This window comes from Saccharopolyspora sp. ASAGF58, from assembly GCF_012277335.1.
In the GTDB taxonomy this organism is placed as follows: Bacteria; Actinomycetota; Actinomycetes; order Mycobacteriales; family Pseudonocardiaceae; genus Saccharopolyspora; species Saccharopolyspora hattusasensis.
On record NZ_CP040605.1, the window covers coordinates 264,771 to 288,297 of the forward strand.

A 23,527-nucleotide genomic window follows, 5' to 3' on the forward strand; every position below is an offset into this window, starting at 1 on the left:
TCAGTGCCTGGCGACCAGGCGGCGACGTGGTCGGGCCGGGCGGGGCGTCGACTCCACTCCGCACAGGATGATGAAGCCCAGCATGGCCAGCGCCGCGTGCAGGAAGTTCTCGGCGGGGTGCAGCAGGAACGGCGTTCTCCCTTCGCCCGCAGTGCTTTCCGCGGTGCCGTAGACGAACAGCAAAACGCCGCCGACCATCTGCAGCGCGGCGAACAACGCCACCGCGCGCCGCCACGGAGCGGCGAGCAGCGCCAGCACGCCGACGATCAGCAGCAGGACGCTGTGCGCCGTGTTGAAGTGGAAGACCACCAGCACCGGGACGTCCCCAGATGCCCGCCAACCGGCATTCGCCAGCCCCAGTAAGCCGAGCAGGACCAACACCAGTCCCTCCGCGCCGAGCAGCAGCTGCCAACGCGTCTCCGGGCGCCGCCAGCGCGAGGCCCAACGGGAATCCATCTACCACCTCCGGGCACGCTCTCCGCTACCGAATGCCCGTTGTGGACCGATCGAAACCTGCCGCCGAGGCCCGTTGACCCGCTTGATCGTGGCTGTACTTTCCACGGACCAAGCGGCTGCTTCACGGATGTGAAAACCCAGGGTCTCCCGGAGCCCGGAACTGCGCGGGGTCGGCACATAAGGGTGCTCGATGGGAACAAGTGCCGCGTCTGACGAAGATCCATACCTGCTGACCGCCAAGGGCATCGAGGAACCACCGATGGGCTGGAAGTCCAGCCTCCGCTACCTCGGGCCGGGCCTGATCATCAGCGCCTCGATCGTCGGGTCCGGCGAGCTCATCGCCACCACCGCGCTCGGCGCCGAAGCCAGATTCGCCTTGCTGTGGCTGGTGATCATGTCCACCACCGTGAAGGTCGCGGTGTAGGCCGAGCTCGCCCGCTGGACGATCCGCACCGGCAAACCCGCGCCGTCCGGCTTCAACGACCTGCCGCCGCGGCTGGGCCGGATCGGCTGGACCAACGTGCTGTGGGTAATCCCCGCCCTGTCCAAGCTGCCGCAGGCTGGCGGCATCGTCGGCGGGCACGGCGGTCGCCTTCGGCCTGCTGATCCCCATCGGCGGCGATCCGATGAGCGGCACCTCCATCACCGCGTAGACGGTGATCGTCGAGCTCGGCTTCACGGTGGCGCTGCCGATCGCGTGGGGCGCGGCTTGCGCACGTCCTCGCGCAGCCGGCCCAGCCGAGGTCGACGCAGGTCAAAGTCCGGTTCGCGAACGGAGCCGGCGGCCTGGCCAGTATTCGGTGGACAGGCCGATGAGAATGCAATGCTTGACTGCTCCCCCGCCTGAAGGCGGGGGATTCTTCGTCCCTCGTCTCCAGGCGTAGTGGGGATTCCTGGCTCAGGCAGCCTCCCGGGGCAGCGCCTCGGGAGGTCTTGCGCCCTCAACACCAGCCGGGTACAGCCCAGCCCGGACCAGCATCACAGGCGCGGAGTTCTTGTCTCTCGGACAGACGTGCCCGCACGCGGTACAGGTATAGGTTCGTTCCGACAGCGGCAGCGCGTGCTTGGTTCTCGCCCCGCACTGTCCACAGTCCATTGTCGTGTGCTTCGGATCGACAAGCATCACCAGGCGTCCGTGCTTGCGCCCCATCATGATCAGTTCGTTTTTCGTGGCCGAGATCGCAGCATCAGCCGCTTTCCTGGCCATCGTGGTCTTCGCGAGAAATTTCGGGCGGAAGTCCTCCACCGCGATCGCATCGTGGTCCCTCGCCACGCGCAAGGCCCATTTACGGGCCGTGTCCTGACGCTGGCGGGCGACCTTCGCGTGCGCTTTCGCGGCCCGGCGTTGGGCTTTGCGGTATCCCTTTGAAGCGGGCTTGCCCTTCGCCGGCCGACGCCGGGCCATCATCCGCTGATAGCGGGCCAGCTTCACCGCCGCACGCTTGCCGTGCTCGGCATGCGGAAGATCGTGCGCTTCGGATGTGGTCGTAGCGGTCTCGGTCACACCCCAGTCGATGCCGATCACCTGACCGGTTTCCGGCAATGACCGTACCTCGGTCGCGACCACGAACGAGCAATACCAGTGCCCTTGGGCGTCCTGGTACACACGCACCGACGACGGCGCGCAGGGAAGCTCGCGGGACCACACCACCGCGCACACGATGCCACCCGCCAGGTGCAGGCGACCGTCGGTGATCCGGTACCCGCGCCGCGTGTAGTTCAAGCTCGGACGCGCGAGCGCCTTTTTCTTGAACTTCGGCATGCCCGCCCGCTGCCGCATCGGCAACCGGGCCTTGACGTCCTTCAACGCCTTGGCGCGGGACTTGGCGAAGTCACGGATGATCCGCTGCTGCGGAACCGAACCGCCGGCACTCAGCCAGTCGTGTTCACTCCGCCATCCGGTCAGCAGCTTGCACAGGTGCGCGGGACCGCATTTCTCGCCCGCACGGTACGCCTGACGGGAGGTGGCCACGCACTGGTTCCATACCCACCGGCACCGATCCCACTCGGCCAGCAGCGCATGCCGGGAGGTCAGCGACAAACGAAGCCGATAGGTGTACCGGGCGTGCCCGGCATCCTCGGTCTTCACTGTTGCTGCCATATGGATCACCGTAGCATTGGGTTTATGGCCATCGACAGCGAGTTCCCGTACAGGAAGACACGTAGTTTTCCGCATGCATGCTCACTTGGTTTTCGTCACGAAGTACCGGCACCCCGTGTTCACCGACGCACACCTGACCCGCATGGAAAAAATCATGCGGGAGGTATGCGGCGACTTCGACACCGAACTGGAAGAGTTCAACGGCGAAGCCAACCACGTGCATCTGCTGGTCAGCTTCCCACCCAAGGTCGCGGTGTCGAAACTGGTCAACTCCCTCAAAGGGGGTATCCTCCCGGCTGTTGCGTAAGGAGTACGAAGACCTGCGGTTCGCTTACTGGAGAGGTGTCCGGTTGTGGTCGGGCTCCTACTTTGCCGGGTCGGTCGGAGGCGCACCGATTTCCGTGGTGCGCCAGTACATCGAACGGCAAACCCGCCCCGCTGCCTGAGTGGTCGGCTTAAGCACGGAATTGATGCGCTTCCTCCCCGCCCTAAAAGACGGGGCATCCGCGCTACGTTTCTTCGGTGAACCAGCACTGGACTGTCGAACCGGTCGGCGTGGGCGAACCCGTCGTCGTCGGGCTGCTGCGCGAGTACACGGACGAGATGGCCAGCAGGTACTACGGCCGACCGGCCACCGGGGCCGAGGTCGACGAGGCCATCGCGGAAGACCCCAACGACGGCCTGTACCCGCCGGAGGGCGTGTTCCTGCTGGTCCGCGACGGGGCGGAGCCGTTCGGCTGCGTCGGTATCCGCCCGCTCGAACCCGGTATCGCCGAGCTCAAGCGGATGTACGTCCGGCCTCAGGCCCGCGGCCTCGGCGTCGCTGCCCGGCTGCTGGCCGCCGTCGAGCAGCACGCGCAGGACCTCGGGTTCCAGGCGATCCGCCTGGACACCCGGGACGATCTCGTGGAGGCGCGCAACCTCTACGCCAAGCACGGTTTCCGAGAAATCCCGGCGTACAACAACGGCCCTTACGCCGAGCACTGGTTCGAGAAGAAGCTGCCATGAACGGGAAACTCGAGCGCCTGACGGTTGCGGACGCCGGCGAAGTGCTGACGCTGCAACGCGCGGCGTACGTGACCGAAGTGCAGGTCCACGACGACGTCCAGCTGCCGCCGCTGACGCAAACCCTCGACGAAGTGCACGCAGACCTCGCCCGGCCGTCCTGCCTCACCTGGGGCTTCCGCGAGGCGGAGCGGCTGGTCGGCTCGGTCCGCGTGGAGCTCGACGGGACAACGGCGGCGCTGGGCCGGTTGATGGTCGCTCCCGACCGGCAGCGCCACGGTCTCGGCACTGGGCTGCTGCTGCACGCCGAGCGGAATCTTCCCCCGCAGGTAGCGGCGATCGAGCTGTTCACCGGCGAGCACAGCACCGCGAAACCTCCGGCTCTACCGGCGCATGGGCTACAACGAGACGCACCGAACCCCGGCGCGGTCCTACGAGTTGATCCACTTCCGCGAGCACCTGCGGTGAGCCGGGCGATTCGTCGAAAGGCGGTGGCATGGGTGGCATCAGACCGCAGGTGATCCCGACCGAACGGCTCGGGCTGGTGCCGCTGCGCATCGACCACGCGGAGGAGATGTCGAGCGCGCTGGCCGACCCGGCGCTGTACGACTTCATCGGTGGTGCGCCGCTGACGCCGCGGGAACTTCGGTCCCGCTACGAGCGGATGCTCGCCGGCTCACCGGATCCCGAGGTTTCCTGGTGCAACTGGGTGATCCAGGTGCGCGACGAGCCGCGCCTCGTCGGCACGGTCCAGGCGACGATCGGCCCCGGCTACCCGGGACCGGTCGCCGAGATCGCCTGGATCGTGGGAACCGCCTGGCAACGCCGAGGCATCGCCAAGGAAGCGACGCGAGGCCTGGTGGACTGGCTCCGCCGAAAGCCGGTGCGCGCGGTGCTCGCCCACATCCACCCGGACCACCGAGCATCCGCGGCGGTGGCAACGGCGACCGGTCTGGAACCAACGGGCCAATGGCACGACGGAGAACTGACCTGGCGCCTGACTCTCAACCACGACGCGAGCTGAACCTCCCTCTAATTAAGGGGAAACTGCCCAATAGCACAAGTTCGTCAATTCCCGTTTCCTGACGACAGCCGCATGCCATACTGTTTGCTCCAGGTCCGGAGGTGGCGTTGGAACAGTCGCCTCGACCGCTGCTCCCGCGACGTAGTCCTAGCGGTGCGCGAAGCCATTAAGCTCTACCTCGACGTGGCCAGGACCGGGTCCGTCATCGTTTACACCGAGCGCCCGACGATTCAATGCACCGGATTCCGCGATGCGGAAGCACGTTGATCGGCTCGGACCGGTTACGGTGGGGCGAGTAGTCCCGGCGAGCAGGTGGGCGGCACGACATGACCGATGCGCAGCGAAAACTTGTGCTGATCCGGCACGCGAAGTCGTCCTGGCCGGACGACGCCGACGACTTCGACCGTCCGCTGGCCGACCGGGGCCGCCGCGACGCACCCGAGGTCGGCCGATGGCTGCGCAAGCATGCCGCGGCGATCGAGCTCGTGCTGTGCTCCCCTGCGGCGCGCGCCCGGCGGACCTGGGAGCTGGCCGCCCCGGAGATCCCGGCCGAACCGGCGCTCAAGTACGACGACCGGATCTACGCGGCCTCGGCCCGCGAACTCCTGGCGGTCATCCACGAGATCCCGCCCGCGGTCATGACGGCGGTCGTGGTCGGCCACAACCCGGGCTTGGAAGACCTGACCGAACTCCTCACGGGCGAACCGGCGGAGCTGAAAACAGCGGCGATCGCGCTCCTCTCCAGCCCCGCGGAGTGGTCCGAGGTAGCGGAATCCTGGGCAACCGACGCGACCTACGCCAAACCCCGCGGCTAGAGGCTGTTCGGGAACTTGTTCTGGCTGGAGGTTCCGGTGGCAGCCCCCAGCCGGAGTGCTGCGGTTCCGCCTCGCCAACCGGTGTGGAGCGAACGGACTGTTCGCCCCGATAGGTGGCACTGTCCGTTCGCTTCAACCAGCACATCCAGAACAGCCTCCAGCCCCCGATCAGGCACACGAGCGTCGGTGCCGACAGCCACCCCCACGAGGAGCCCTCGGTCATGGCGAACACGAACGGCACGAGTGCGGCGGCGACCTGCACGGTACCCAGCAGATCGATCGTCCGGGGGCGGTTCGGGTCGCGCGATTCCGGAACCTTGGCAAGGGTGACCAGGATGCACACGACTGCGATGGCCGCATCGATCCAGAACAGGCCTTGCCAGCCGGCGACCTCGTTGAGCACGCCGCCGACCACCGGGCCGGCCGCGGCCCCGGCTGCGGCCGCCGCACCCCAAAGGGCGACCGCCTTCACCTGCGTGTTGCCGGAAGACGTCACCGAGAGCAGGCTCAGACCGCAGGCGAGGATGGTCGATCCGGCCGCGCCCTGGATCAACCGCCCGAGGATCACCTGCAACCCGGTCCCGGCGAGACCGATCAACACGCAGGAGATCACGAACAGGACGAGACCGACCTGGAACATGCGTCGACGGCCGAAAACGTCACCCATCGCGCCGGAAGTGACGATCACGGCAGCCCCGACGAGCAGGTACCCGGTCACCGCCCACTGGAGCGTCGCGACGGGTGTCCCGAGGTCCGCGCTGATCGACGGGAGCAGGATACTCACGGCAGATGTGTTCGACCCAGTTACAAACCTTCGCCCCGCGTGGAAGAGCGGAGAGTTTCTCCCGAAGATCAGCGGAAGACCATCGCACTGCCCCTGCAACGACGGCGGTAGACGCCAAGGGCAACGGCGCATCGAACACGCCACGCCAGCAGAACACGACGGAGACTGTCCACTGTCCACTGTCCACACGAACCCGAGTGACCTGAGGCGATGCGCCCAGAACAGCTGCGACAGAAACGAAAACTGGAGCTCGGTGGCGTGCGCTGGATCTCGGGACCACCCGGGTGTTTTTGCGGGCGGCCGTGCGTGCTTTCGCACGGACGGGTGTCCGTGGGGTCGTGAGTGGCAATGCCGGTCCTTACCGGAACAATCACTCACGACGAGAGCCCGCCGGATCGTGAGTGATGCTGCCGGTCCTTACCGGAAGAGTCGCTCAACGACGTGATCATTGTTCCCGCTAATTAGCATGCACCGACTCGGTCAACGCCGCCTTTCCCTGCTCGCGCAGCGAATCGGGGGCTTCCGTACCCGGCCCGTTCGGCACGACCAGCACGTCGTAGTCGGCCAGCGCGCCGGAGGCGATCTGCTCGGCGGTCAGGTCACGAAGTCCAGCCTGGTCGCCCAGCCACCAGCGCAGCCACCCGGACGATTCGATCGCCGCGCTATCCGGCTTCGACACCTGCCACAGCGCCGTCCGAAACATCCCATGTCCTCAAACGCTAGCCCCACGCTAGCCCTGAGGTGGCGAAGCACGTGGAAGTCAAGGCCGCACAACGCATGCAGGAACAAGGTGTCCCTATGGGGTGATTGCGATCAACAATTCCGTGTGCGAGGAGGAATATGGTTGCCGGTCGGCGGTGCCCGCAGTCCTTGGACGAGGGTTCACGCCGGCAGTATGGGAACCAGGAGCACGGAAACCGATCGTATTCGAGGGAGAAGCGGAGACATGGCAACGAGAACGCGGACGGTGGTCACTGCATTGTTCGGGCGGGAGCGTCGATTCGCCTTCGACACGATTGGCGTTCGAGAGCTGATCCGGGAGTGCCTCGGCGAAGAGCGTGCGAGTGGTGTGTGCTTCTACGTTCAGGATCGGCCGCACGACAGGTCGCCCGATGACCGACCAGGGCATCAACTCCGTGTGAATGTGGACGAATCGACGGCTTGGGGTGCGATCAACTTTGTGCGGGAAGGCGACGGTGGTGGTGCTTGGGACACCCACAATCCTGAGCCGCCTGCCGATGTCCCCACGGTGTGGTTCGACGCGACGACTCCGACTCCGACTCCGTTCGAGCGCTCCGCGGTGCTCCCGATCGACGCGATCGACAAAGCCGTGGCGGAGTTCTGCCGGACCGGGCGGCGGCCGACCTGCGTGCAGTGGCAGCAGGGGCGGTGGTTTTGAGCGCAACTCCAATAGATAGTCGCCACGACTTCTACGATGACGAGATCATTGATAAGCGGTTCCACCATTCTCCTCCAGCGGCGATCGAGCAGTTGGTTCGCGCGGTGGTCTACGAGCGGCATCCGCTGAACGCATCCCGGATTTACGTTTGGGACCGGCCATGCCGTTCCTGAACTCCCGCTCGCGGTTCTCGGGCAGGAAAAGGGCGTTCACCTCGCCCGCCGGGGCTGAGCTACCTCCGCCTCGGCCAGCCCCTGACCACCCTGTCCGGCTGCGAACGGCAGCGCCTGAAGCTCGCGATCCACATGGCGGCGAACGCGGTGATCTACGTCCTCGACGAACCGACGACGGGCCTGCACCTCGCGGACGTGGACCAGCTGCTCGCACTCCCGGACCGCCTGGTGGACGGTTCGAAGTAGGCGAAGGGCGCCTCCGGGCAAGTGAGTCGTTCGAAGGCGCCCTTCACTCGTCGCCTGATCGGATCAGGCGTCGACGGTTGCGCGGGGCAGGTCGAGGTCGAGGTCCCAGCGGTGGCGGGTCAGCACCACCGGCACACCTTCGCCTCGGGCCTCCGCCGCGAACACCGCCGCTCGGGCCCGGCGCCACCAGACCGCCGTTCGGAACGCGCCGAACAGCAGCATCGCCACCAGCGCCAGCATCGCCACCCGGTACTCCGAGCCGCCCGGCATGCCCTGCGCCAGGTCGAGGACCAGGCCCACCAACAGGACGCCGAGCGCCGTCGCGGAGTGGCCGCCTGCGTTCGCCACGCCGGTCGCCGTCCCGACGTGGCGGACCGGGTTGTAGTCCCGCACCAGGGCGAACGCCACCGCCGAAACCGGGCCGCCCAGGGCGAAGACCAGGAACACGGCCGCGATCACCGCCAGCGGCGGGCGCCCTTCCGGCCAGCCCAGCAGCACCACCCAGGACAGGGCGTTGAGCAGCAGGTAGCCCATCACGATCCACATTCTGCACTCCGGGCGGCGGCCGATCAGCGCACCCACCACGGGCCCGCCGACGACCTGCCCGATGATCAGCAGACTCAGCAGCACGCTTGCCGTCGAGGCCGGCACGCCCAGCCCGTTCACGAGGTACGGGAAACCCCACAGCAGGGTCAGCGCACCCGAGACGAACATCGTGCAGAAGTGTGCCCAGAACGCCAGCCGCGTGCCCGGCACGGACCACGCGTCACGCACCTGCTGGAAGACCGCACCGCTGCTGCGCGGTTGCGATCCGCCGAGCGAGGCGTCCCGCACGACCGTTCCGGTCACCGCCGCGTAGCCGAGCGTCAACGCGCCCACCAGCAGGAACGTCGCCGTCCAGCCCATGTTTTGCAGTGCCAGCGCGAGCGGGAACGTGGCCGCAACACCGCCCAGCGCCCCCAGCGCGCTGGACACCGTTGCCACCAGTGCGTAGCGGCGGGCGGAGAAGTGCGCCGCCACCAGCCGCAGGATGCTGACCCACATCAACGCATCACCCAGGCCCAGCACCGCGCGTGCGAGCAGACCCATCGAATACGAATCGGCGAACGCGAAAAGCATTTGCCCGGCACCCAGCAAGACCACCGCGACGGTGATCACCCTTCGGGAACCGAAGCGGTCCACCAGCAATCCGGTGGGAATCTGCATGCCGGCGTAGATGCCGACCTGCAGTACCGTGAACGCGCTCAGCGCGGCCGGCCCGACGTCGAACCGGTCGAGCGCCTGCGTTCCGGCGACCCCCAAGCTGCCCCTGTGAAATACCGCGGCGAGGTAGGCGACCACCGCCGCGCTCCAGATCCACCATGCCCGACTCTCCGGTCGGTCGGCAGCCACGAAAGACCTCCTTGTTCAGTTCTGTACAGCAAAAGTCGAAACCAAGATCATCGATGATTTGGTCGTTCAACAGGTCTGTCGCCACAAGCCGACGCAGGGTTACGGGAACCGCACGTGCATTGCACCACACTCCGCACGAGTGTCCGTTTTCCCCGCCAAGACCAGAAACCCGTATTACAATCCACTGTGGACACAAGGCGTTCCGCACGACGCGCGGTTTCAATTTTTCAATTGAAAACGGAGTCACCCGCACCCGGGCTGCTGCGGCCGGTGCCGACGGAGGACCGGTGCGAGCTGAGGCTGAGGCTGAGGCTGAGGCTGGACGACAGCATCAGTTTGGTGCCGTCTACCGCCGCGCAACTGAAAGTTTCCCGGCCTGTTGCTGGTTCCGGTGCACGACGCCCCGCCGATCCCAATAGCGCTGGTGTGGCGGCAGAAAGGCCCAAGCCCGCGCTGGCGGGGCTGACCGGCTGCTCGACGAAGTCGCCGCGGAAGCCAGAACCGGCCGCCAACCCGCGGTTCGACGCCAACCCCAAGCGGGGTCGGGAAATTCACGGAGCTGACTGTGGCCATCGAGGCGGTGTTCGCGGGGCTGACGAGCGCGGAGATCGAGGCCCCGACTGGAGGAGATAGGCATCGCCAATGCGCGGATGCGCACGATGGCGGAGTTCGCGGAGAGCCCGCGACTGGCCGCCCGCGATCGCTGGCGCGAGGAAGATTTGTACGGCCAATTGTTCGCCAGCATTGCCTTGCCAGAACAATGTTGGCAATCCACTCGACGCTGTCCCGCGAAAGACATTGGCCGTACATATGCGCTTGAGATTCGACCAACCCAAAGCACTATTGATCGGTCAATTGCGCGAGGTTATACCCGATCGCCGTCGAGCTCTACCCTCGGCCCGCTGCTGGGCAAGCTCGCGGCCCAGGAACTGCTCACCGGCGGCCCGGCGGAAGTCCTGGCCGGCTTCCGCCCGCAGCGGCTGGTCGGCAAGTCCGGCCTGCCGACGCTGAAACCCGCCCGCTTCGCCGGCCAGCAGTGACGGCGCTGCTGGTGGAGCGAACGGACTGTTCGCTCCGAGAGAAGAAGTAAACAGGCCGTTCGCCGCACCAAACCCGCGCGAATCCGCCGTCAGGTCAGGTGGCGGCGGAGGAAGTCGAGGGTTCGGGGCCAGGCGGTGCGGGCCGCATCTTCGTGGTACGTCGCCCGGTTCTGGTCGTTGAAGAACGCGTGCCCCGCCGGGTAGACGTGGATTTGCGGACGGACGCCGGACTGCTGCTGGATCTTGTCGCGCAGTTCGGCGACCGCGTCCATGCTGATGCTGCGGTCGTATTCGCCGAAGTGACACAGCATCGGCGCCGTCAGGCCGGAGAAGTCCGTGTCCGCCACCGACGGCATCCCGTAGAAGGGCACCACGGCGCCTACCCGGTCGCCCTGCTGCGCGGCGAGCACGATCGCGAACTTGCCGCCCATGCAGAACCCGACGACCCCGACGGCTGGACTCGTCACCGAATCGTGCGCCAGCAGGTAGTCGACCGCACCGGAGAGGTCCCGCGCCGCCTGGTCCACGGGCAGCTCTTTCATCAGCCGCGCGGCTTCAGCGGCGTCGTGCGTGGTGTGCCCGCCGTAGAGATCCGGGGCGAGCGCGACGAACCCCTCGGCCGCCAGCCGGTTCGCGACATCGGCGACGTGGTCCGTGAGCCCCCACCACTCCTGGATCACCACCACACCGGGGCCCGAACCGGACGGCGTCGCCAGGTAACCGTGCGCGGTGCGCCCGTTGCTGGCGAAACTGACGTTCTGGTGCGGATTCGTCACGCTGGTACTCCTTCGTCCGGCAGACCCCGACCGGCCCATCCTCGCGCCCGGCCGGGCTGATCGCACACGGTCACACCGCCGGGCGCTCGCGGGGCCGGCCCCCGCGAAGATCGACAAGGTATCGAGGACGACGACCGCCTGCCAGGGCCCCAACGCATTATCCCAACCTCGCGAAACCTCTTGGGATGCATCGAACTGGCGTCACACGGCAGCGGCGACGACGCGCCGGGTGTGCTCCCGGAAGGTCGGGACCGCGGATGCGCAGGATGCGGGTTCCAGGTCGGGTGGACAGTGACGGGTGCGGCGTCGGAGGTGGACAGGTACCGGATTCCGGGGTGCGGGTGGGCGTGCCCGGTGGCCTCGGCCGTCACTCCGCCGGCTTGCCCCGCTGCGATCCCGGCCGATCTGCGGGCCGAGGTCGGGGACACCGGGTTCCGCCATCAGGAGTCGGCCGGTCAGCGACCGGTCAGGAACGGGATCGACGCGCGGCGTCCCCAGGCGACCGCCAGGAACACCACCACCAGGACGAGCGGCATGAGCGCCGTGCCCGGATCGTGGAACGCGAACACCTGGGTGATCGTCGCACCGATCATGACACCGGCGAGGCCGAGCGCGGCCGGCCCGGCCAGCCGCGGCACGAGCAGGCCGATGGCACCCAGCAGTTCGAGAGTGCCGGTCAGGTACCGGAACCACTGCCCGAACCCGATCAAGTCGAACATCTGGACCGTCGTCGGGTCGCCGAGGAGCTTCGGGGCCGCGGCGAACACGAAGAACGCCGCGAGCAGTGCCTGGAGCACCCACAGCGCCACGTGCACGCCCCGCCCCTGGGAAACCGCCGCATTCGAACTGGTAGTCATGGCGTTACGCCCTTTCCACGTCGTTGATGTTGCCGACTACCAGTATCGACAAGGGACGGAGCGAAAACTCATCGGCACCGGCGGAAGGAGTCGCGCCGGATCAGTCCCTGACGACCTGGTCCAGCAGCGCCGTGAACACCTCGCGGTCCACCGATGCCGCGTCCTGCGCGAGCCAGCGCCCGATGTCGCGGACGAATTGGGCCGGAGTCATCGGGGAAACCGGATCGCCGTCCTGCTCCACCGTCGTGACGTCACCGGCGCGGCAGGGATAGATCAGCACCACGCCGCGGATCTCGACACCGGGCAGCAGCTCCTCGAAAGCGGCGATGCCGTCCGGCAAGCTCGTCGTGCCGCCGCGGAACGGATGGCCGTTGCGCCACAACGCGCTCGTCTCGTCGGAGGTGTAGTGGCCGGGCAGCCAGCTCTTGGACTCCACCAGCACCAGCCGCCGCCCGCACAGCACCGCGTGGTGCACGTCCTCGAACACCGAGTCCGGCCACGCCAGCCCGTGGAACACCCGCACGCCCGGCAGCCGGGTCAGGTACTTCGCGCAGAGCTCGGCGGTCAGCTGCTGGGCCCGCTCGTCCTGCCCGTCCGGCAGGCCGAAGATCCGGCGGCCGCCGAACTCCGCGGTGAACGACCGGTCGATCCGGTGCGCCCGGATGTGCCGCCGCAGCAGCAGCACGATCACCACGCCGGACGCCACCAGCAGGGAAAGCCACGCGGCCAGCAGCATCGCACTGAGCTCGACGGCGAGCCCGGCCAGCAGCAGCAGCGACCAGCCGCCGACCAGCGCCAGCGTCGGCGTGCGGTCCGGGCCGGTGACGGGCAGGTAGCGGACCCGGGTGTCCGGATCGACGGCGTCCCACCACGGGAGGTCGTCCAAGCGCAGCCGCGGCATCTTCGGCACGTAGGCCGGGTCTTCGCCGAAATGCCGCCGCCTGCGCCGTTCCGCCGGCCGCGGGCGGCGAGCCGGTTCGTCCGCGCGGTCGTAGCCGGCACGGCGCACCGGGTCATTGAGCGTCTCGTAGGCCTCCTGCAGCAACCGGAAGGTTCCCGCGGTGCCGCCGACATCGGGGTGCATGCTGCGCGCCAGCGACCGGTAGGCGGACTTGATCTCGGCTGCCGTCGCGCCGCGGTTCACGCCCAGCAGCTCGTAATAGTCGACCCCGCGCACGGTCCTCCCGCCTCCCACCACTGCGCGGCCATGATAGGGCTTGCGCAGGATTCAAGATCAACCGCGTGGGGAATTCAGTCGGTGACTTCGGCGACTTCTTGTCCTGGGGAGACCTGGGCTCCGTCGTCCAGCAGGAACCGGGTCACGGTGCCGCCGGTTTCCGACTTCACCGGGTTGTAGGTCTTCACCGCCTCGATCACCGCGATGGTCTGGCCGGGGTCGACGTGGCCGCCTTCGCGCACATACGGGTCGGCCTCCGGGGCCGGACGCCGGTAGAACACGCCTGATTGCTTGGCTTTGACAGTGGACATACCCGGTACGGTGCGCCCTCCCCCGCCGAGCCGCCAGTCGCCGCCTCGATTCCGCTCAACAATCGCTTGGGTGCCGAGCGCGTTCCTTGCGGAGCCGGCATGACCAGCAGGGCTCGCCGCGACCTCGGTTGGGGACGAGCCTCCGCCGGCCGCCCCGCCCGAGGAGCGAAAAAACCCGCTGACCTCCCGGTCAGCGGGCTCTTCCACGCGGGCGGCCGAGACGGCTCTCGCCGCCTCTCCCTTTTGACCACCCGGGACAGCCGCGCGGTCTGAGGTGGCGCCTTGGACCGGCACGGCTAGCTCTGCGGTCGAACGCCGAGACGACGGGCCGGGGAGCGGGGATGCTCCGGCGACCCACCCGGCACCGCCAGGTCGTCGTCGGCGGGCGGTCAAACCCACCGATGCCCCGCCAGCTTAACCGATATTCCTCGCCCCGTGGGACGAAACCTGACCCAATGCTCCCGCGAACCACAATCCGCACACCCGACGCGACTCGGCGAACAAGATCAAGGAATTCGCGATCCAGCCTGCCGGAACCGCAGTTCGATCCACAAAGGACAGAATCGAATTCCGGCCGGCGACCAAATGATCTTGGGAACAAGTGTGGCCGCCCCGCCCGGTTCGGCCAGAAAGGCATTCGACCATTCCGGACATGCATCGAAAAACCAGGTCAAACCGGGCCGAAATAGATCGTCGGGCCTGGTCGCGACCGGGGTGTCATGGAGTTCACACTCGTTTGACACCAAGGTGAGGCTTACCTAGTTTCTTGATGCCCCGTCGATCGCCGGCAGAGGAAGATGCGAATGCTTTTCAGTAATGCGTTGATCGGACTGCGCGAAGGCCTGGAGGCCGTACTCGTGGTGAGCATTCTGGTCGCATTCCTCGTCCGCACCGAACGCCGCCGCGCGCTGCCGTTGGTCTGGGCCGGGGTCGGCGTGGCGGTGGCGCTGTCGGTTGGGCTGGGCGCGGTGCTCACCTACACCGCGGCGACGTTGAGCTTCGAGGCCCAGGAGGCCTTCGGCGGGATCGCCTCGATCATCGCGGTCGCCTTCGTTACCGGCATGATCTTCTGGATGCGCCGCGCCGGCCGCACCCTGGCGGCCCAACTGCGCGGACAGCTCGACGAGGCGCTGCAGCTGGGCCCGGTCGCCGTGGCCACCGTGGCCTTCCTGGCGGTCGCGCGCGAAGGGCTGGAGACCGCGGTGTTCTTCTTCTCCAGCGTGCAGTCCGCCGGTGGCGGCACCGCTCTGCCGCTGGTCGGGTTCCTGATCGGCATCACGATCTCGATCCTGCTCGGCTGGCTGCTCTACGCCGGGGCGATCAAGGTCAACCTGTCGAAGTTCTTCACCGTGACCGGCGTGCTGCTGGTCTTCGTCGCCGCCGGGGTCTTCGCCTACGGCGTGCACGACCTACAGGAGGCCTCGCTGCTGCCCGGCCTGCACACCCTGGCCTTCGACGTCAGCGAGTACGTCCCGCCGAATTCCTGGTACGGCGCGCTGCTGAAGGGGATCTTCAACTTCTCCCCGCAGACCACGGTGCTCGAGGCCGTCGTCTGGGGCGGCTACGTCGTGATCGTGCTGGCCCTGTTCCTCCGCCCCCACCGCGGTGCCGCCCGGCCCGTCGAAACCCGCACCGGAGACGCCAAGTGACCACCAACGCCCGCACCCTGCTGCCCGCGCTCGGCGCGATCCTGCTCGCCGCCGGATGCGCCGGGCAACCCGCCGGCGACGCCCCCGGCGCCATCACCGTGGACGCCTCGGACGACGCCTGCACGCTGTCGGCGACCTCCGCCCCGGCCGGCACGATCCGCTTCGACATCACCAACAAGGGCAGCCAGGTAACCGAGTTCTACCTCTACGGCGAGGGCGACCGGATCATCAGCGAGGTCGAGAACATCGGCCCCGGCCTCAACCGCCAGCTGGTCGCCGAGGTGCCGCAGGGCGGCAAGTACACGACCGCGTGCAAGCCCGGCATGCGCGGCGACGGCATCCGCGGCGACTTCACCGTGACCGGCACGGCCGCCGCGCAGGGCGGCGCCGCGGCGCAGGCCGTCACCGACTACAAGCGCTACGTGGACGAGCAGGCCGATGAGCTCAAGGCCAGGACCACCCGGTTCGTCGCGGCGGTCAAGGCCGGCGATGTGGCGCAGGCCAAGCAGCTGTACGCCCAAGCCCGGATTCCGTGGGAGCGCATCGAGCCGGTCGCGGAGAGCTTCGGCGACCTGGACCCGCGGATGGACGGCCGGGAGGCCGACCTGGAGCCGGGCCAGCAGTTCACCGGTTTCCACCGGCTGGAGAAGGACCTCTGGGTCACCGGACCGCAGCCGGACACCCCGGCGATCGCCGACCAGCTCCTCGCCGACGTCGACCAGCTCGTGGCGCAGACCCGGACCGTCGAGCTGACCCCGTCGGGTGCCGCCAACGGCGCGAAGGAGCTGCTCGACGAGGTCGCCACCGGCAAGGTCACCGGCGAGGAAGAGATCTTCTCGCACACCGACCTGTGGGACTTCAAGGCCAATGTGGACGGCGCGAAGCAGGTGGTCACCGCGCTGCGCCCGGTCCTGACCGAGAAGGACCCGAAACTGGTGGCCACCCTGGACGAGAAGTTCGCCGCGGTGGACGCGCTGCTGGCGCGTTACCAGGTCGGCGACGGGTACCGGCTCTACACCGAGCTGACCCCGGAGCAGGTCAAGGAACTGGCGGCGGCCGTGGACGCGCTGAGCGAGCCGCTGAGCAAGACCGCCGGCGTGGTGGCTCGATGACCGGGGTCTCCCGCCGCCGGCTGTTCGGGCTGGCCGGAGCCGGTGTCGCGGTGGCCGGTGTGGGCACCGGGGCGGGATACGTCGTGGGCAGTCACGGCGACGAGGCACCGACGGTGCCGTTCCACGGCCCGCACCAGGCGGGCATCACCACCCCGGCCCAGGACCGCATGCACTTCGTCGCCTTCGACGTGACCACGACCGACCGCGCGGAACTGGTCGCGCTGCTGGCGGAATGGACCCAGGCCGCGGAGCGGATGACCGCCGGGCTGGAGGCGGTCGAGCACGGCGCGGTCGCCGGGCACGCCGAGGCACCGCCCGGCGACACCGGCGAGGCCCTCGACCTGTCCGCGTCCGCGCTGACGCTGACCATTGGTTTCGGCCCGTCGCTGTTCGACGGGCGCTTCGGCCTCGCCGACCGGCGTCCCCCGGCGCTGGTCGACCTGCCGCACTTCCCCGCCGACGCCCTCGACCCGGCGCGCAGCGGCGGCGACCTGTGCGTGCAGGCCTGCGCCAACGATCCGCAGGTGGCGGTGCACGCGGTGCGCAACCTGGCGCGCATCGGATTCGGCAAGGTCGCGGTGCGCTGGTCGCAGCTCGGGTTCGGCCGGACCTCCACCACCTCACGATCGCAGAGCACACCGCGCAACCTCTTCGGCTTCAAGGACGGCACGAACAACCTCAAGGCCGAGGACACCGAGGAGCTGGACCGGCACGTGTGGGCCCAGCCCGGCGACGGCCCGCAGTGGATGTCCGGCGGCACCTACCTGGTGGCGCGGCGGATCCGGATGCACATCGAAACCTGGGACCGGACGTCGCTGGGCGAACAGGAAACCATCGTCGGCCGCACCAAGGGCAGTGGCGCCCCGCACGGCGGAACCGGCGAGTTCGACCGGGTCGACCTGCAGGCCCGCGGCGCGGACGGCGAGTTGCGGATCGCGGAGGACTCGCACATCCGGCTGGCGGCGCCCGAAACGCACGGCGGGGCGAGGATGTTGCGCCGTGGCTACAACTTCACCGACGGCTCCGACGGCCTCGGACGGCTGGACGCCGGGCTGTTCTTCGTGTGCTTCAACCGGGACCCGCGCACCCAGTTCATCCCGGTACAGCGCCTGCTGTCCAAAAAGGACTCGATGATGGAGTACCTGCAGCACAACGGTTCGGCGATCTTCGCCTGCCCACCGGGAACCCAACCCGGAGGCCACTGGGGCGACTCCCTGTTCGAATCCTGACACCGGACGCCGAGCGCCAGAATAGCGCGACTCGGCCCGCTGGGCCGTCCACATAGGCCCGATACATGTCGGCGGCTGCACCCGGCGCCAGGTCGGCTACCGCGCCGCGAACCGCCGGTGGCCAGTAGCGGCAGGCAACGCAGATCGACCCCGGCCACCTCGGCGAGCCCGCCGGCAGCAACCTGCGTCACCGCGTGACGCGTACCCGGCGGGTGCGACGCGGCGGCGCGATGATGAGCGCATGGACGTCACCGAAGTTCTGCTCCCCGGGGTCGGGCTGCGGTACGAGTTCACCACCACCGATGGCCAGCGCATCGGCGTGGTGGCTCGGCGGCGCGGCGACTTCGACTTCGTCGCCTACCCTGGCGATGATCCCGACGATGTCCGGATGCTGTTCCGGCTCAGCGCGGAAGAGGCCGACGCCGTCACCGAGATCCTGGGCGCCCCGCGGATCGCCGAGCGCTTCGCCGATCTGACCCGCGAGGTGCCGGGGCTCAACGCCGGTCAGGTGGAGGTGACCGCGGGCTCGGCGTTCGACGGCCGCACCCTCGGCGAAACACGCGCGCGCACCCGCACCGGCGCGTCGATCGTGGCGATCGTGCGCGGCGAGGACGTCATCGCCTCCCCCGCACCGAGCCAGCGGTTGCTGGCGGGGGACATCCTCGTGGTGATCGGCACGCAGCAGGGCATCACCGGGGTGGAACGCATCCTGGCGGGATGAACTGCCGTGCACACCTCGATCGCCCTCCTGCTGGAACTCGGGATCGTCCTGATCGTGCTCGGTGCGCTCGGCGCGGTGACCCGGCGCTTCGGGGTGTCGCCGATCCCGCTGTACCTGCTGGTGGGGCTGGCGGTGGGCGAGGGCGGCATCGCGCCGCTGCCTGCGGCCCGCGACTTCGTGGAGGTCGGCGCGTCGATCGGGGTAGTGCTCCTGCTGCTGACCCTCGGCCTGGAGTTCTCCATCGAGGAGTTCACCGTGACGCTGCGCCAGCACGTCCCGTCCGGGCTGCTGGACATGGTGGTCAACGCCGCGCCGGGCGCGCTGGCGGGCTGGCTGCTCGGGCTGGACGTGACCGGCATCGTGGCGCTGGCCGGGATCACCTGGGTGTCGTCATCGACGATCGTGTCCCGGCTGCTGGACGACCTGCACCGGCTGGGCAACCGGGAAACCCCGGCGGTGCTGTCGATCCTGCTGCTGGAGGACTTCGCGATGGCGGTGTACCTGCCGATCCTGGCGGTGCTGGCCACCGGGGGCACGGCGCTGCACGGCCTGGCGAGCGTCGCGGTCGCGGTGGGTGTCCTGCTGCTGGCGCTGGGCGCGTCCCGGCGCTGGGGGCACCGCGTCGGGCACCTGGTCGAGGACCGCGACACCGAGCAGCTGCTGCTGCGGATCGTCGGGTTGGCGCTGGTGGTAGCCGCGATCGCGGAGCTGGCCGGCACTTCGGCGGCGGTCGGGGCGTTTCTGGTGGGGCTGGCGCTGACCGGCCCGTTGGCCGACCGGGTGCGCTCGGTGGTCGCGCCGCTGCGCGACCTGTTCGCGGCGGCGTTCTTCCTGGCGATCGGCATCTCCGTGGCCCCGTCCTCGCTGCTGCCGGTGCTGCCGGTGGCGATCGCGCTGGCCGCCGTGACGGCACTCACCAAGATCGGCAGCGGCTGGTACGCGGCGGCCCGTGCCGGGGCGGGGCGGCGGGGCCGGTTGCGCGCGGGCAGCGTGCTGATCGTCCGCGGCGAGTTCTCGATCATCATCGTCAGCCTGGTGACCGTCCACGACGCCCTCCTCGGCCCCCTGACCACCAGCTACGTCCTGGTCCTGGCGGTGGCTGGCCCGCTGATCACCTGGTGGTTCAGCCCGCCTGTCCGCCAACCCCCGTGAGGTTCGTGAGTGCTCGTGCCGGTAACAACCGGAATTGCCACTCACGAGGAGCCCCCGCCGTCAGCGCGGAGTCGTGAGTGCTCGTGCCGGTAAGAACCGGCACGAGCACTCACGAGTCTTGTTCACCCGCAATCTCGGCAGCTCTCGCCGCTTCCGCTCCAACCTTCCCGCTCCAGAACGCGCCGGACCTCCACCGCAACGCCGCACGGATCGTGGTGAACTTCGTGCCAGCCGTACACCAGCCGGGAGCGGTTGGCCAGTTCTGCTGCGTTGTCACGCCGCCTGTCCCGGAATGCGATCCGACTCGTCGAGTGGAACTGCCGCCCATCCAGCCGTACCGTCAGCCGGACCTCGTGGTCGTCGTAGGTGACGTCCTCCCAGAGCCTGATTCCGTCAACGACGAACGGGACCTGCCGACGCCCACTCGGCAGCCCGTGCGCTTGCTCGACTTTGAGGACGTACTCCGCTTCCAAGGCAGAAAGAGCACCTCCGGTGAGAAGGTCCAGAGCGTGCCTCATCACCCCCCGGTAGCGGAACGGTGGTCGCTTCTCGAGTTGGTCGTGGATCCTCCGCAGATCGATCCGGTTCGAACCAACGAGATCGATGAAAAGGTTTCGTGCGGCGTCCTCGGACGGTTCGGCGGCCGCGAGATCCATGATGGTGTCCTCCCGATTCGTTCGAGGTGGTTCCGACGGCGCGACGATGTAGTTGAACGCCCTGGACCGGTGCACTTGGACGAGTGGCGGTTGCGAGACGCTCGACTGCTTGTACGGCAGGGTGATGTGCACCGGCGAGTCCGCAGAAACCGGAAACATGCCCCATTCCTCGGCCGCTGTTCGGTGGCTGAGAAGCGCCCACGCCCCGCCGTAAAGCAAAGCAGCGGAGATAAGGGATGATCTCGGCAGTGGCCCGGTGAACAGCGAGTAGACACCTGGTAGGACCCGGCGCCACCGCTGGGCTTCGACCTGAGCCTGGATGACATGTCTGGACAGCCCGAAGTCACGGAGCTGGCCGACTCCGACGACGTCGTGTTGGGAAGTTACCGTCTTTGCCCATCGATCCTGGTCCTCCACCGATAGGTTCGCATCAGGAGACCACTTTGGTTTCTTCGACATGTACCGAGAATCCGGGCGAAACCGCGCGCTGAACAGGGGTCGTGGAGAATCTGTGGATAATTCGGCTCCATGTGGATAAACTGCGTGCACCTTGCGGGTGAATACTCCGGTATAAGAACCCGAATTGCCACTCACGGGCAGCCCCCGCCGCCAACCCCCGTGAGGTTCGTGAGTGCTCGTGCCGGTAACAACCGGAATTGCCACTCACGAGGAGCCCCCGCCGTCAGCGCGGAGTCGTGAGTGCTCGTGCCGGTAACAACCGGAATTGCCACTCACGAGGAGGTGAGGTTCACGGCGTTGCCGTCGGGGTCGAAGATGTGGGCGACCCGCTGGCCCCACGACATGTCGTTCGGCGGGCCCTGGACCCGGCCGCCGAGCGCTTCCACCTGGTCGAGCAGCGCGTCGACGTCGCTGACGTCGAAGCTCAGCAGCACGCGCCCGGTCGTGCCCACCTCGACGTCCCGGTCGATCACCAGGCCGAGCTCGGTGTCGTCGATCTGCAAGCCGATGAAGAACGCCGGCTCGCCGTCGGGGATGCGGTACTTCTCGACCGCGCCGAACAGCTTCGTGTAGAAGTTCAGCAACCGGTCCAGGTCGGACGTGATAATTATGGGCTGAATGGCCACGGCAGGTGCCTTCCTGATCGGGCGAGCCGCTGGGCTCGCGGGGTGTTCCGAAGGTGCAGACCGCCCGCGAGCCCAGAACTCATCGGCGCCGCGCTCAGTAGTGATGCAGTGCCGTGGTCACCTGGGCCCGGGCGACGAGTCGGCTGCGGTGGAAGACGGCCCGATCCTCGGTCGCGCCCGCCGCCGCTTCGTCCAGGTCCGCCGCCCGGATCGCGAGGAGTCCGGTCGGGTCTCCGGGTCGCAGCCCCACCGGCGGCAGGTCCAGAACCACCCTGGCCTGGTCCGAAACCAGCAGCGCATCGGCCCGTCGGCCGTCGGGCAACGTGGTGCCGCGCAAGAACATTCGCCCGCCGGTCGGGTCCGTCGCGGACCCGCCGTTCGGCATCACGGGCATCGGTACCGCCGCGTCCATGGTGTCTTCTCCGACATCGGGATGGACACGGTCTCCACAGCGGGCGAGGAGGTCCGCGATCCGCGCCGCACGCTGCCGCCGGCGATTTTCTGGTGCATCGCGATCGTCATGACGGTCTACCGCCTCCATGGGCGGCTGACCAAGGGGCGGGAGGATCGAACGGCCGACGATCATGCGCCAACCCGAGCGGACCGAGGTCGGACCCGCCGTCGAAAAGGCCGTGCGCGCCTACGAAGCCGCACTGGTCGAAGCCGCACTGGTCGAAGCCGCACTGGTCGAAGCCGCACTGGTCGAAGCCGAGGTCGCCGGACGCCACGCACGACCGGACGAGGAACGGATCACCTCCGCGAACTGCGGATGCGAGTGATCCGGGCGGCCGAAGCGCTGCCGAGCATCTGCTGGCCTCGGGCAAATGCGCCCACTGCAACGACGAACGTGAAGTCGAGGCCGTCAAGCCCACTACAGCGGAAGCAATTCCCCTGAGTTCGTCAGCGGCCGGCGCCTCTGTCCGCAGTGCCGGGGCGCAGGTCTCACCCTCACCCTCCCGACCTCGCCGCAGAGCATTCCTCACTGGCAGCGAACACGTGGTCGCCCACGGAAGTAGGGGGCTGAAACGTGATCCATGCCATTTGGATCCCACGTCCTTGCCCATAGCCTGCAGCTGCTGGCGCCTGTGCGGATGGCGGTCACATCCATCTGGCTCACAGGCGCCAGCCCTGGAACCAACTGGGCTTGTCCCTTGCCCTCTGGCTCGAGGTTAAATCGTGAGGGGTGTTCGTGAATCCGGCTGCTGCGGGCGTCCGGTAGTTCGGCGGGGTGGCCAAACCGAGCAGGATCTCCTGCGGCGGCAAACCATGGACAGGTGGTAGCGGAAGCGAGCGTGCGGGTGCGCATCGATCCCGAGCTGTGGTTCTTCACCGCTCCTCGGCATCGGGTGGCGCGCCTCGACCTGCCCTACGACGGCACCGCGACGGTCGGGCACATCGCCGAGTCGCTGGGCGTTCCACTGACCGAGGTGGGCCGCTTCCTGGTCGACGGCTCGCCTGCAACACCCGCTCTGCAACCGCATCCCGGTGCGGCGATCGACATCCGGCCCGTCGACCGGCCGCAGTCGTCGCCACCGCGGTTCGTGCTGGACGTGCACCTCGGGAAGTTGGCCCGGCGGCTGCGGCTGCTGGGCATCGACACCGCCTATCGCAACGATGCCACCGACGACGAGCTGATCCAGCAGGCCGAACGGGAGCGGCGGGTGCTGCTGACCCAGGACCGCGGCATCCTGCGCCGCCGGGTACTGCGGGCGGGGGCCTACGTGCGGGGTGCGGACCCGGCGCGGCAGATGGTCGACGTCATCGGCCGGTTCGCGCCTCCCCTCGAGCCGTGGACCCGCTGCACGGCCTGCAACGGCGTCCTGCGCCCGGTGTCCAAAGAGGACGTCCAGGCCGAGATCGAGCCGGGGACTCGCCGCCACTACGACGACTACGCGCGCTGCGAGGACTGCGCGCAGGTGTACTGGCGAGGCGCGCACTCCCGGCGGATCGACGCGATCATCCGGTCCGCCCGCGCCGCGCACCCCGGCGGTTGAGGCGATTTCGCGCGAAATCGGCGGGTCTGGTGCGAAGCGGGTGGCGATTTCGCGCGAAATCGCCACCCGCCACCAAGTGCAGGCAGTCAGCCGGTGATGTCGTTGCGTACCGGCAGGTACGCCTTGGCGTGGCCGTCGACGTCCGGGTGGAAGGACTCCACCAGCGGGCTGCTCGGGCCGTTGATCCACTCGTCGGAGGAGCAGACGCCGTGCCCGGCGGGCGCGTCGCGGGCGTCGGCGAAGGTGAACCAGGCCGCCTTCGCACGCCCCGAGATCACCTCGGCCAACTGCTGCCAGGGCGCAGCGCACGTGGGCGCAGACGACCTTCGAGCACCGCCAGACCGCGGTGGCCGCCGCGGTTGAGGCGATGGGC

General features: G+C 68.3%; 27 protein-coding genes and 3 pseudogenes. 17 read left to right on the forward strand and 13 right to left on the reverse strand.

The genetic code is table 11. The features are described 5' to 3' along the window. On the reverse strand, positions 1 to 456 hold the full coding sequence (locus tag FDZ84_RS00930) for a DUF4383 domain-containing protein (RefSeq protein ID WP_168584292.1): 456 nt from the start codon (positions 454 to 456) through the stop codon (positions 1 to 3). 190 nt (positions 457 to 646) lie between these two features. On the opposite strand from FDZ84_RS00930, the gene FDZ84_RS37580 reads away from it, so the two are divergent. Continuing rightward, positions 647 to 880: a hypothetical protein gene (locus FDZ84_RS37580; protein ID WP_210435386.1), complete on the forward strand. Its 234-nt coding sequence runs from the start codon at positions 647 to 649 to the stop codon at positions 878 to 880. A gap of 474 nt (positions 881 to 1,354) precedes the next feature. On the opposite strand, the gene FDZ84_RS00940 is transcribed toward FDZ84_RS37580, so the two are convergent. Further along, positions 1,355 to 2,557 (reverse strand): RNA-guided endonuclease TnpB family protein, encoded by a 1,203-nt coding sequence (locus FDZ84_RS00940; RefSeq protein WP_168584293.1) that lies wholly within the window; start codon positions 2,555 to 2,557, stop codon positions 1,355 to 1,357. 73 nt (positions 2,558 to 2,630) lie between these two features. Between FDZ84_RS00940 and tnpA the strand changes: the two are divergent. From tnpA to FDZ84_RS00965, 5 genes and pseudogenes are all read left to right on the forward strand, one after another. Continuing rightward, positions 2,631 to 3,003 (forward strand): annotated as a pseudogene (gene tnpA / locus FDZ84_RS00945) (IS200/IS605 family transposase). Positions 3,004 to 3,079: 76 nt separating this feature from the next. Further along, the gene (locus tag FDZ84_RS00950) at positions 3,080 to 3,565 is read left to right on the forward strand and encodes a GNAT family N-acetyltransferase (protein WP_168584294.1); all 486 of its coding nucleotides are present in this window, start codon (positions 3,080 to 3,082) and stop codon (positions 3,563 to 3,565) included. Beyond that, a complete protein-coding gene (locus FDZ84_RS00955; RefSeq protein WP_371812754.1) occupies positions 3,562 to 4,083 on the forward strand; it encodes a GNAT family N-acetyltransferase in 522 nt (173 codons plus the stop codon). Before FDZ84_RS00950 ends, FDZ84_RS00955 begins: the two co-directional genes overlap by 4 nt. Then, positions 4,059 to 4,586, forward strand: coding sequence for a GNAT family N-acetyltransferase (locus FDZ84_RS00960; protein ID WP_168584295.1), 528 nt, complete (start codon positions 4,059 to 4,061; stop codon positions 4,584 to 4,586). Before FDZ84_RS00955 ends, FDZ84_RS00960 begins: the two co-directional genes overlap by 25 nt. Positions 4,587 to 4,912: 326 nt before the next feature. Further along, positions 4,913 to 5,401: a histidine phosphatase family protein gene (locus tag FDZ84_RS00965; RefSeq protein ID WP_168584296.1), complete on the forward strand. Its 489-nt coding sequence runs from the start codon at positions 4,913 to 4,915 to the stop codon at positions 5,399 to 5,401. 256 nt (positions 5,402 to 5,657) lie between these two features. On the opposite strand, the pseudogene FDZ84_RS00970 reads toward FDZ84_RS00965, so the two are convergent. After that, positions 5,658 to 6,317, reverse strand: a pseudogene (locus tag FDZ84_RS00970) (MFS transporter); the annotation flags it as partial. Between the two features lie 325 nt (positions 6,318 to 6,642). After that, positions 6,643 to 6,888 carry a hypothetical protein gene (locus tag FDZ84_RS00975; RefSeq protein ID WP_168584297.1) on the reverse strand — a complete coding sequence of 82 codons (246 nt, stop codon included), beginning with the start codon at positions 6,886 to 6,888 and terminating at the stop codon, positions 6,643 to 6,645. 100 nt (positions 6,889 to 6,988) lie between these two features. On the opposite strand from FDZ84_RS00975, the gene FDZ84_RS40460 reads away from it, so the two are divergent. The 3 genes and pseudogenes from FDZ84_RS40460 to FDZ84_RS00990 all read left to right on the forward strand — a co-directional run. Further along, complete coding sequence (locus FDZ84_RS40460; RefSeq protein WP_168584298.1) at positions 6,989 to 7,219, forward strand: DddA-like double-stranded DNA deaminase toxin; 231 nt, start codon at positions 6,989 to 6,991, stop codon at positions 7,217 to 7,219. Next, positions 7,132 to 7,584 (forward strand): Imm1 family immunity protein, encoded by a 453-nt coding sequence (locus FDZ84_RS00985; protein ID WP_246868714.1) that lies wholly within the window; start codon positions 7,132 to 7,134, stop codon positions 7,582 to 7,584. The genes FDZ84_RS40460 and FDZ84_RS00985 overlap by 88 nt, the downstream gene beginning before the upstream one ends. A gap of 224 nt (positions 7,585 to 7,808) precedes the next feature. Next, positions 7,809 to 8,000: pseudogene (locus FDZ84_RS00990) on the forward strand (ATP-binding cassette domain-containing protein); the annotation flags it as partial. Positions 8,001 to 8,066: 66 nt separating this feature from the next. Here the strand turns inward: FDZ84_RS00990 and FDZ84_RS00995 are convergent. Continuing rightward, positions 8,067 to 9,395, reverse strand: a complete 1,329-nt coding sequence (locus FDZ84_RS00995; protein WP_168584300.1) for an MFS transporter — start codon at positions 9,393 to 9,395, stop codon at positions 8,067 to 8,069. 659 nt (positions 9,396 to 10,054) lie between these two features. Here FDZ84_RS00995 and FDZ84_RS38450 point away from each other — a divergent pair. Continuing rightward, the gene (locus FDZ84_RS38450) at positions 10,055 to 10,435 is read left to right on the forward strand and encodes a hypothetical protein (protein WP_246868715.1); all 381 of its coding nucleotides are present in this window, start codon (positions 10,055 to 10,057) and stop codon (positions 10,433 to 10,435) included. 89 nt (positions 10,436 to 10,524) lie between these two features. Here the strand turns inward: FDZ84_RS38450 and FDZ84_RS01010 are convergent, their stop codons facing one another. The 4 genes from FDZ84_RS01010 to FDZ84_RS01030 form a co-directional block, all read right to left on the reverse strand. Further along, positions 10,525 to 11,211, reverse strand: coding sequence for a dienelactone hydrolase family protein (locus FDZ84_RS01010; protein WP_210435387.1), 687 nt, complete (start codon positions 11,209 to 11,211; stop codon positions 10,525 to 10,527). A 455-nt stretch (positions 11,212 to 11,666) separates the two neighbouring features. Beyond that, positions 11,667 to 12,068: a DoxX family protein gene (locus tag FDZ84_RS01020; protein ID WP_168584302.1), complete on the reverse strand. Its 402-nt coding sequence runs from the start codon at positions 12,066 to 12,068 to the stop codon at positions 11,667 to 11,669. 100 nt (positions 12,069 to 12,168) lie between these two features. Beyond that, the gene (locus FDZ84_RS01025) at positions 12,169 to 13,245 is read right to left on the reverse strand and encodes a J domain-containing protein (RefSeq protein ID WP_168584303.1); all 1,077 of its coding nucleotides are present in this window, start codon (positions 13,243 to 13,245) and stop codon (positions 12,169 to 12,171) included. Positions 13,246 to 13,319: 74 nt separating this feature from the next. Further along, the gene (locus tag FDZ84_RS01030; RefSeq protein WP_168584304.1) at positions 13,320 to 13,556 is read right to left on the reverse strand and encodes a biotin/lipoyl-containing protein; all 237 of its coding nucleotides are present in this window, start codon (positions 13,554 to 13,556) and stop codon (positions 13,320 to 13,322) included. 803 nt (positions 13,557 to 14,359) lie between these two features. Between FDZ84_RS01030 and efeU the strand changes: the two genes are divergently transcribed. From efeU to FDZ84_RS01055, 5 genes are all read left to right on the forward strand, one after another. Continuing rightward, positions 14,360 to 15,205, forward strand: coding sequence for an iron uptake transporter permease EfeU (gene efeU, locus FDZ84_RS01035; RefSeq protein WP_168584305.1), 846 nt, complete (start codon positions 14,360 to 14,362; stop codon positions 15,203 to 15,205). Beyond that, a complete protein-coding gene (efeO, locus tag FDZ84_RS01040) occupies positions 15,202 to 16,317 on the forward strand; it encodes an iron uptake system protein EfeO (RefSeq protein WP_168584306.1) in 1,116 nt (371 codons plus the stop codon). The genes efeU and efeO overlap by 4 nt, the downstream gene beginning before the upstream one ends. Then, entirely contained in the window at positions 16,314 to 17,546 is a 1,233-nt protein-coding gene (gene efeB, locus FDZ84_RS01045; protein ID WP_168584307.1) for an iron uptake transporter deferrochelatase/peroxidase subunit, read from the forward strand. Before efeO ends, efeB begins: the two co-directional genes overlap by 4 nt. 241 nt (positions 17,547 to 17,787) lie before the next feature. Continuing rightward, entirely contained in the window at positions 17,788 to 18,267 is a 480-nt protein-coding gene (locus FDZ84_RS01050; RefSeq protein WP_168584308.1) for a cation:proton antiporter regulatory subunit, read from the forward strand. A 6-nt stretch (positions 18,268 to 18,273) separates the two neighbouring features. Further along, on the forward strand, positions 18,274 to 19,419 hold the full coding sequence (locus tag FDZ84_RS01055) for a cation:proton antiporter (RefSeq protein ID WP_168584309.1): 1,146 nt from the start codon (positions 18,274 to 18,276) through the stop codon (positions 19,417 to 19,419). A 122-nt stretch (positions 19,420 to 19,541) separates the two neighbouring features. Here FDZ84_RS01055 and FDZ84_RS01060 read toward each other — a convergent pair whose 3' ends face one another. The 3 genes from FDZ84_RS01060 to FDZ84_RS01070 form a co-directional block, all read right to left on the reverse strand. Further along, positions 19,542 to 20,234: a hypothetical protein gene (locus FDZ84_RS01060; protein WP_246868716.1), complete on the reverse strand. Its 693-nt coding sequence runs from the start codon at positions 20,232 to 20,234 to the stop codon at positions 19,542 to 19,544. A gap of 572 nt (positions 20,235 to 20,806) precedes the next feature. Next, positions 20,807 to 21,160, reverse strand: a complete 354-nt coding sequence (locus FDZ84_RS01065) for a VOC family protein (RefSeq protein ID WP_210435388.1) — start codon at positions 21,158 to 21,160, stop codon at positions 20,807 to 20,809. Between the two features lie 94 nt (positions 21,161 to 21,254). Further along, positions 21,255 to 21,746: a hypothetical protein gene (locus tag FDZ84_RS01070; protein WP_168584310.1), complete on the reverse strand. Its 492-nt coding sequence runs from the start codon at positions 21,744 to 21,746 to the stop codon at positions 21,255 to 21,257. On the opposite strand from FDZ84_RS01070, the gene FDZ84_RS01075 reads away from it, so the two are divergent. Both FDZ84_RS01075 and FDZ84_RS01080 read left to right on the forward strand, forming a co-directional pair. Then, the gene (locus FDZ84_RS01075) at positions 21,745 to 21,939 is read left to right on the forward strand and encodes a hypothetical protein (protein WP_168584311.1); all 195 of its coding nucleotides are present in this window, start codon (positions 21,745 to 21,747) and stop codon (positions 21,937 to 21,939) included. The genes FDZ84_RS01070 and FDZ84_RS01075 overlap by 2 nt on opposite strands. A 513-nt stretch (positions 21,940 to 22,452) precedes the next feature. Next, complete coding sequence (locus FDZ84_RS01080) at positions 22,453 to 23,154, forward strand: Mut7-C ubiquitin/RNAse domain-containing protein (RefSeq protein WP_246868717.1); 702 nt, start codon at positions 22,453 to 22,455, stop codon at positions 23,152 to 23,154. 86 nt (positions 23,155 to 23,240) lie between these two features. On the opposite strand, the gene FDZ84_RS01085 is transcribed toward FDZ84_RS01080, so the two are convergent. Further along, on the reverse strand, positions 23,241 to 23,432 hold the full coding sequence (locus FDZ84_RS01085; protein WP_246868718.1) for a hypothetical protein: 192 nt from the start codon (positions 23,430 to 23,432) through the stop codon (positions 23,241 to 23,243). Between the last annotated feature and the right edge of the window lie 95 nt (positions 23,433 to 23,527).

What these genes read in the sequence shown, in the direction of transcription:
- efeU (WP_168584305.1), top strand. Translation starts at nt 14,360, where the DNA reads ATGCTTTTCAGTAATGCGTTGATCGGACTGCGCGAAGGCCTGGAGGCC.
- FDZ84_RS01060 (WP_246868716.1), bottom strand. Translation starts at nt 20,234, where the DNA reads ATGTTTCCGGTTTCTGCGGACTCGCCGGTGCACATCACCCTGCCGTAC.
- FDZ84_RS01020 (WP_168584302.1), bottom strand. Translation starts at nt 12,068, where the DNA reads ATGACTACCAGTTCGAATGCGGCGGTTTCCCAGGGGCGGGGCGTGCAC.
- FDZ84_RS37580 (WP_210435386.1), top strand. Translation starts at nt 647, where the DNA reads ATGGGAACAAGTGCCGCGTCTGACGAAGATCCATACCTGCTGACCGCC.
- FDZ84_RS01030 (WP_168584304.1), bottom strand. Translation starts at nt 13,556, where the DNA reads ATGTCCACTGTCAAAGCCAAGCAATCAGGCGTGTTCTACCGGCGTCCG.
- FDZ84_RS00940 (WP_168584293.1), bottom strand. Translation starts at nt 2,557, where the DNA reads ATGGCAGCAACAGTGAAGACCGAGGATGCCGGGCACGCCCGGTACACC.
- FDZ84_RS00975 (WP_168584297.1), bottom strand. Translation starts at nt 6,888, where the DNA reads ATGTTTCGGACGGCGCTGTGGCAGGTGTCGAAGCCGGATAGCGCGGCG.
- FDZ84_RS00985 (WP_246868714.1), top strand. Translation starts at nt 7,132, where the DNA reads ATGGCAACGAGAACGCGGACGGTGGTCACTGCATTGTTCGGGCGGGAG.
- FDZ84_RS00930 (WP_168584292.1), bottom strand. Translation starts at nt 456, where the DNA reads ATGGATTCCCGTTGGGCCTCGCGCTGGCGGCGCCCGGAGACGCGTTGG.
- FDZ84_RS01070 (WP_168584310.1), bottom strand. Translation starts at nt 21,746, where the DNA reads ATGATCGTCGGCCGTTCGATCCTCCCGCCCCTTGGTCAGCCGCCCATG.
- efeB (WP_168584307.1), top strand. Translation starts at nt 16,314, where the DNA reads ATGACCGGGGTCTCCCGCCGCCGGCTGTTCGGGCTGGCCGGAGCCGGT.
- FDZ84_RS38450 (WP_246868715.1), top strand. Translation starts at nt 10,055, where the DNA reads ATGGCGGAGTTCGCGGAGAGCCCGCGACTGGCCGCCCGCGATCGCTGG.
- FDZ84_RS01050 (WP_168584308.1), top strand. Translation starts at nt 17,788, where the DNA reads ATGGACGTCACCGAAGTTCTGCTCCCCGGGGTCGGGCTGCGGTACGAG.
- FDZ84_RS00955 (WP_371812754.1), top strand. Translation starts at nt 3,562, where the DNA reads ATGAACGGGAAACTCGAGCGCCTGACGGTTGCGGACGCCGGCGAAGTG.
- FDZ84_RS00960 (WP_168584295.1), top strand. Translation starts at nt 4,059, where the DNA reads ATGGGTGGCATCAGACCGCAGGTGATCCCGACCGAACGGCTCGGGCTG.
- FDZ84_RS01075 (WP_168584311.1), top strand. Translation starts at nt 21,745, where the DNA reads ATGCGCCAACCCGAGCGGACCGAGGTCGGACCCGCCGTCGAAAAGGCC.
- FDZ84_RS00965 (WP_168584296.1), top strand. Translation starts at nt 4,913, where the DNA reads ATGACCGATGCGCAGCGAAAACTTGTGCTGATCCGGCACGCGAAGTCG.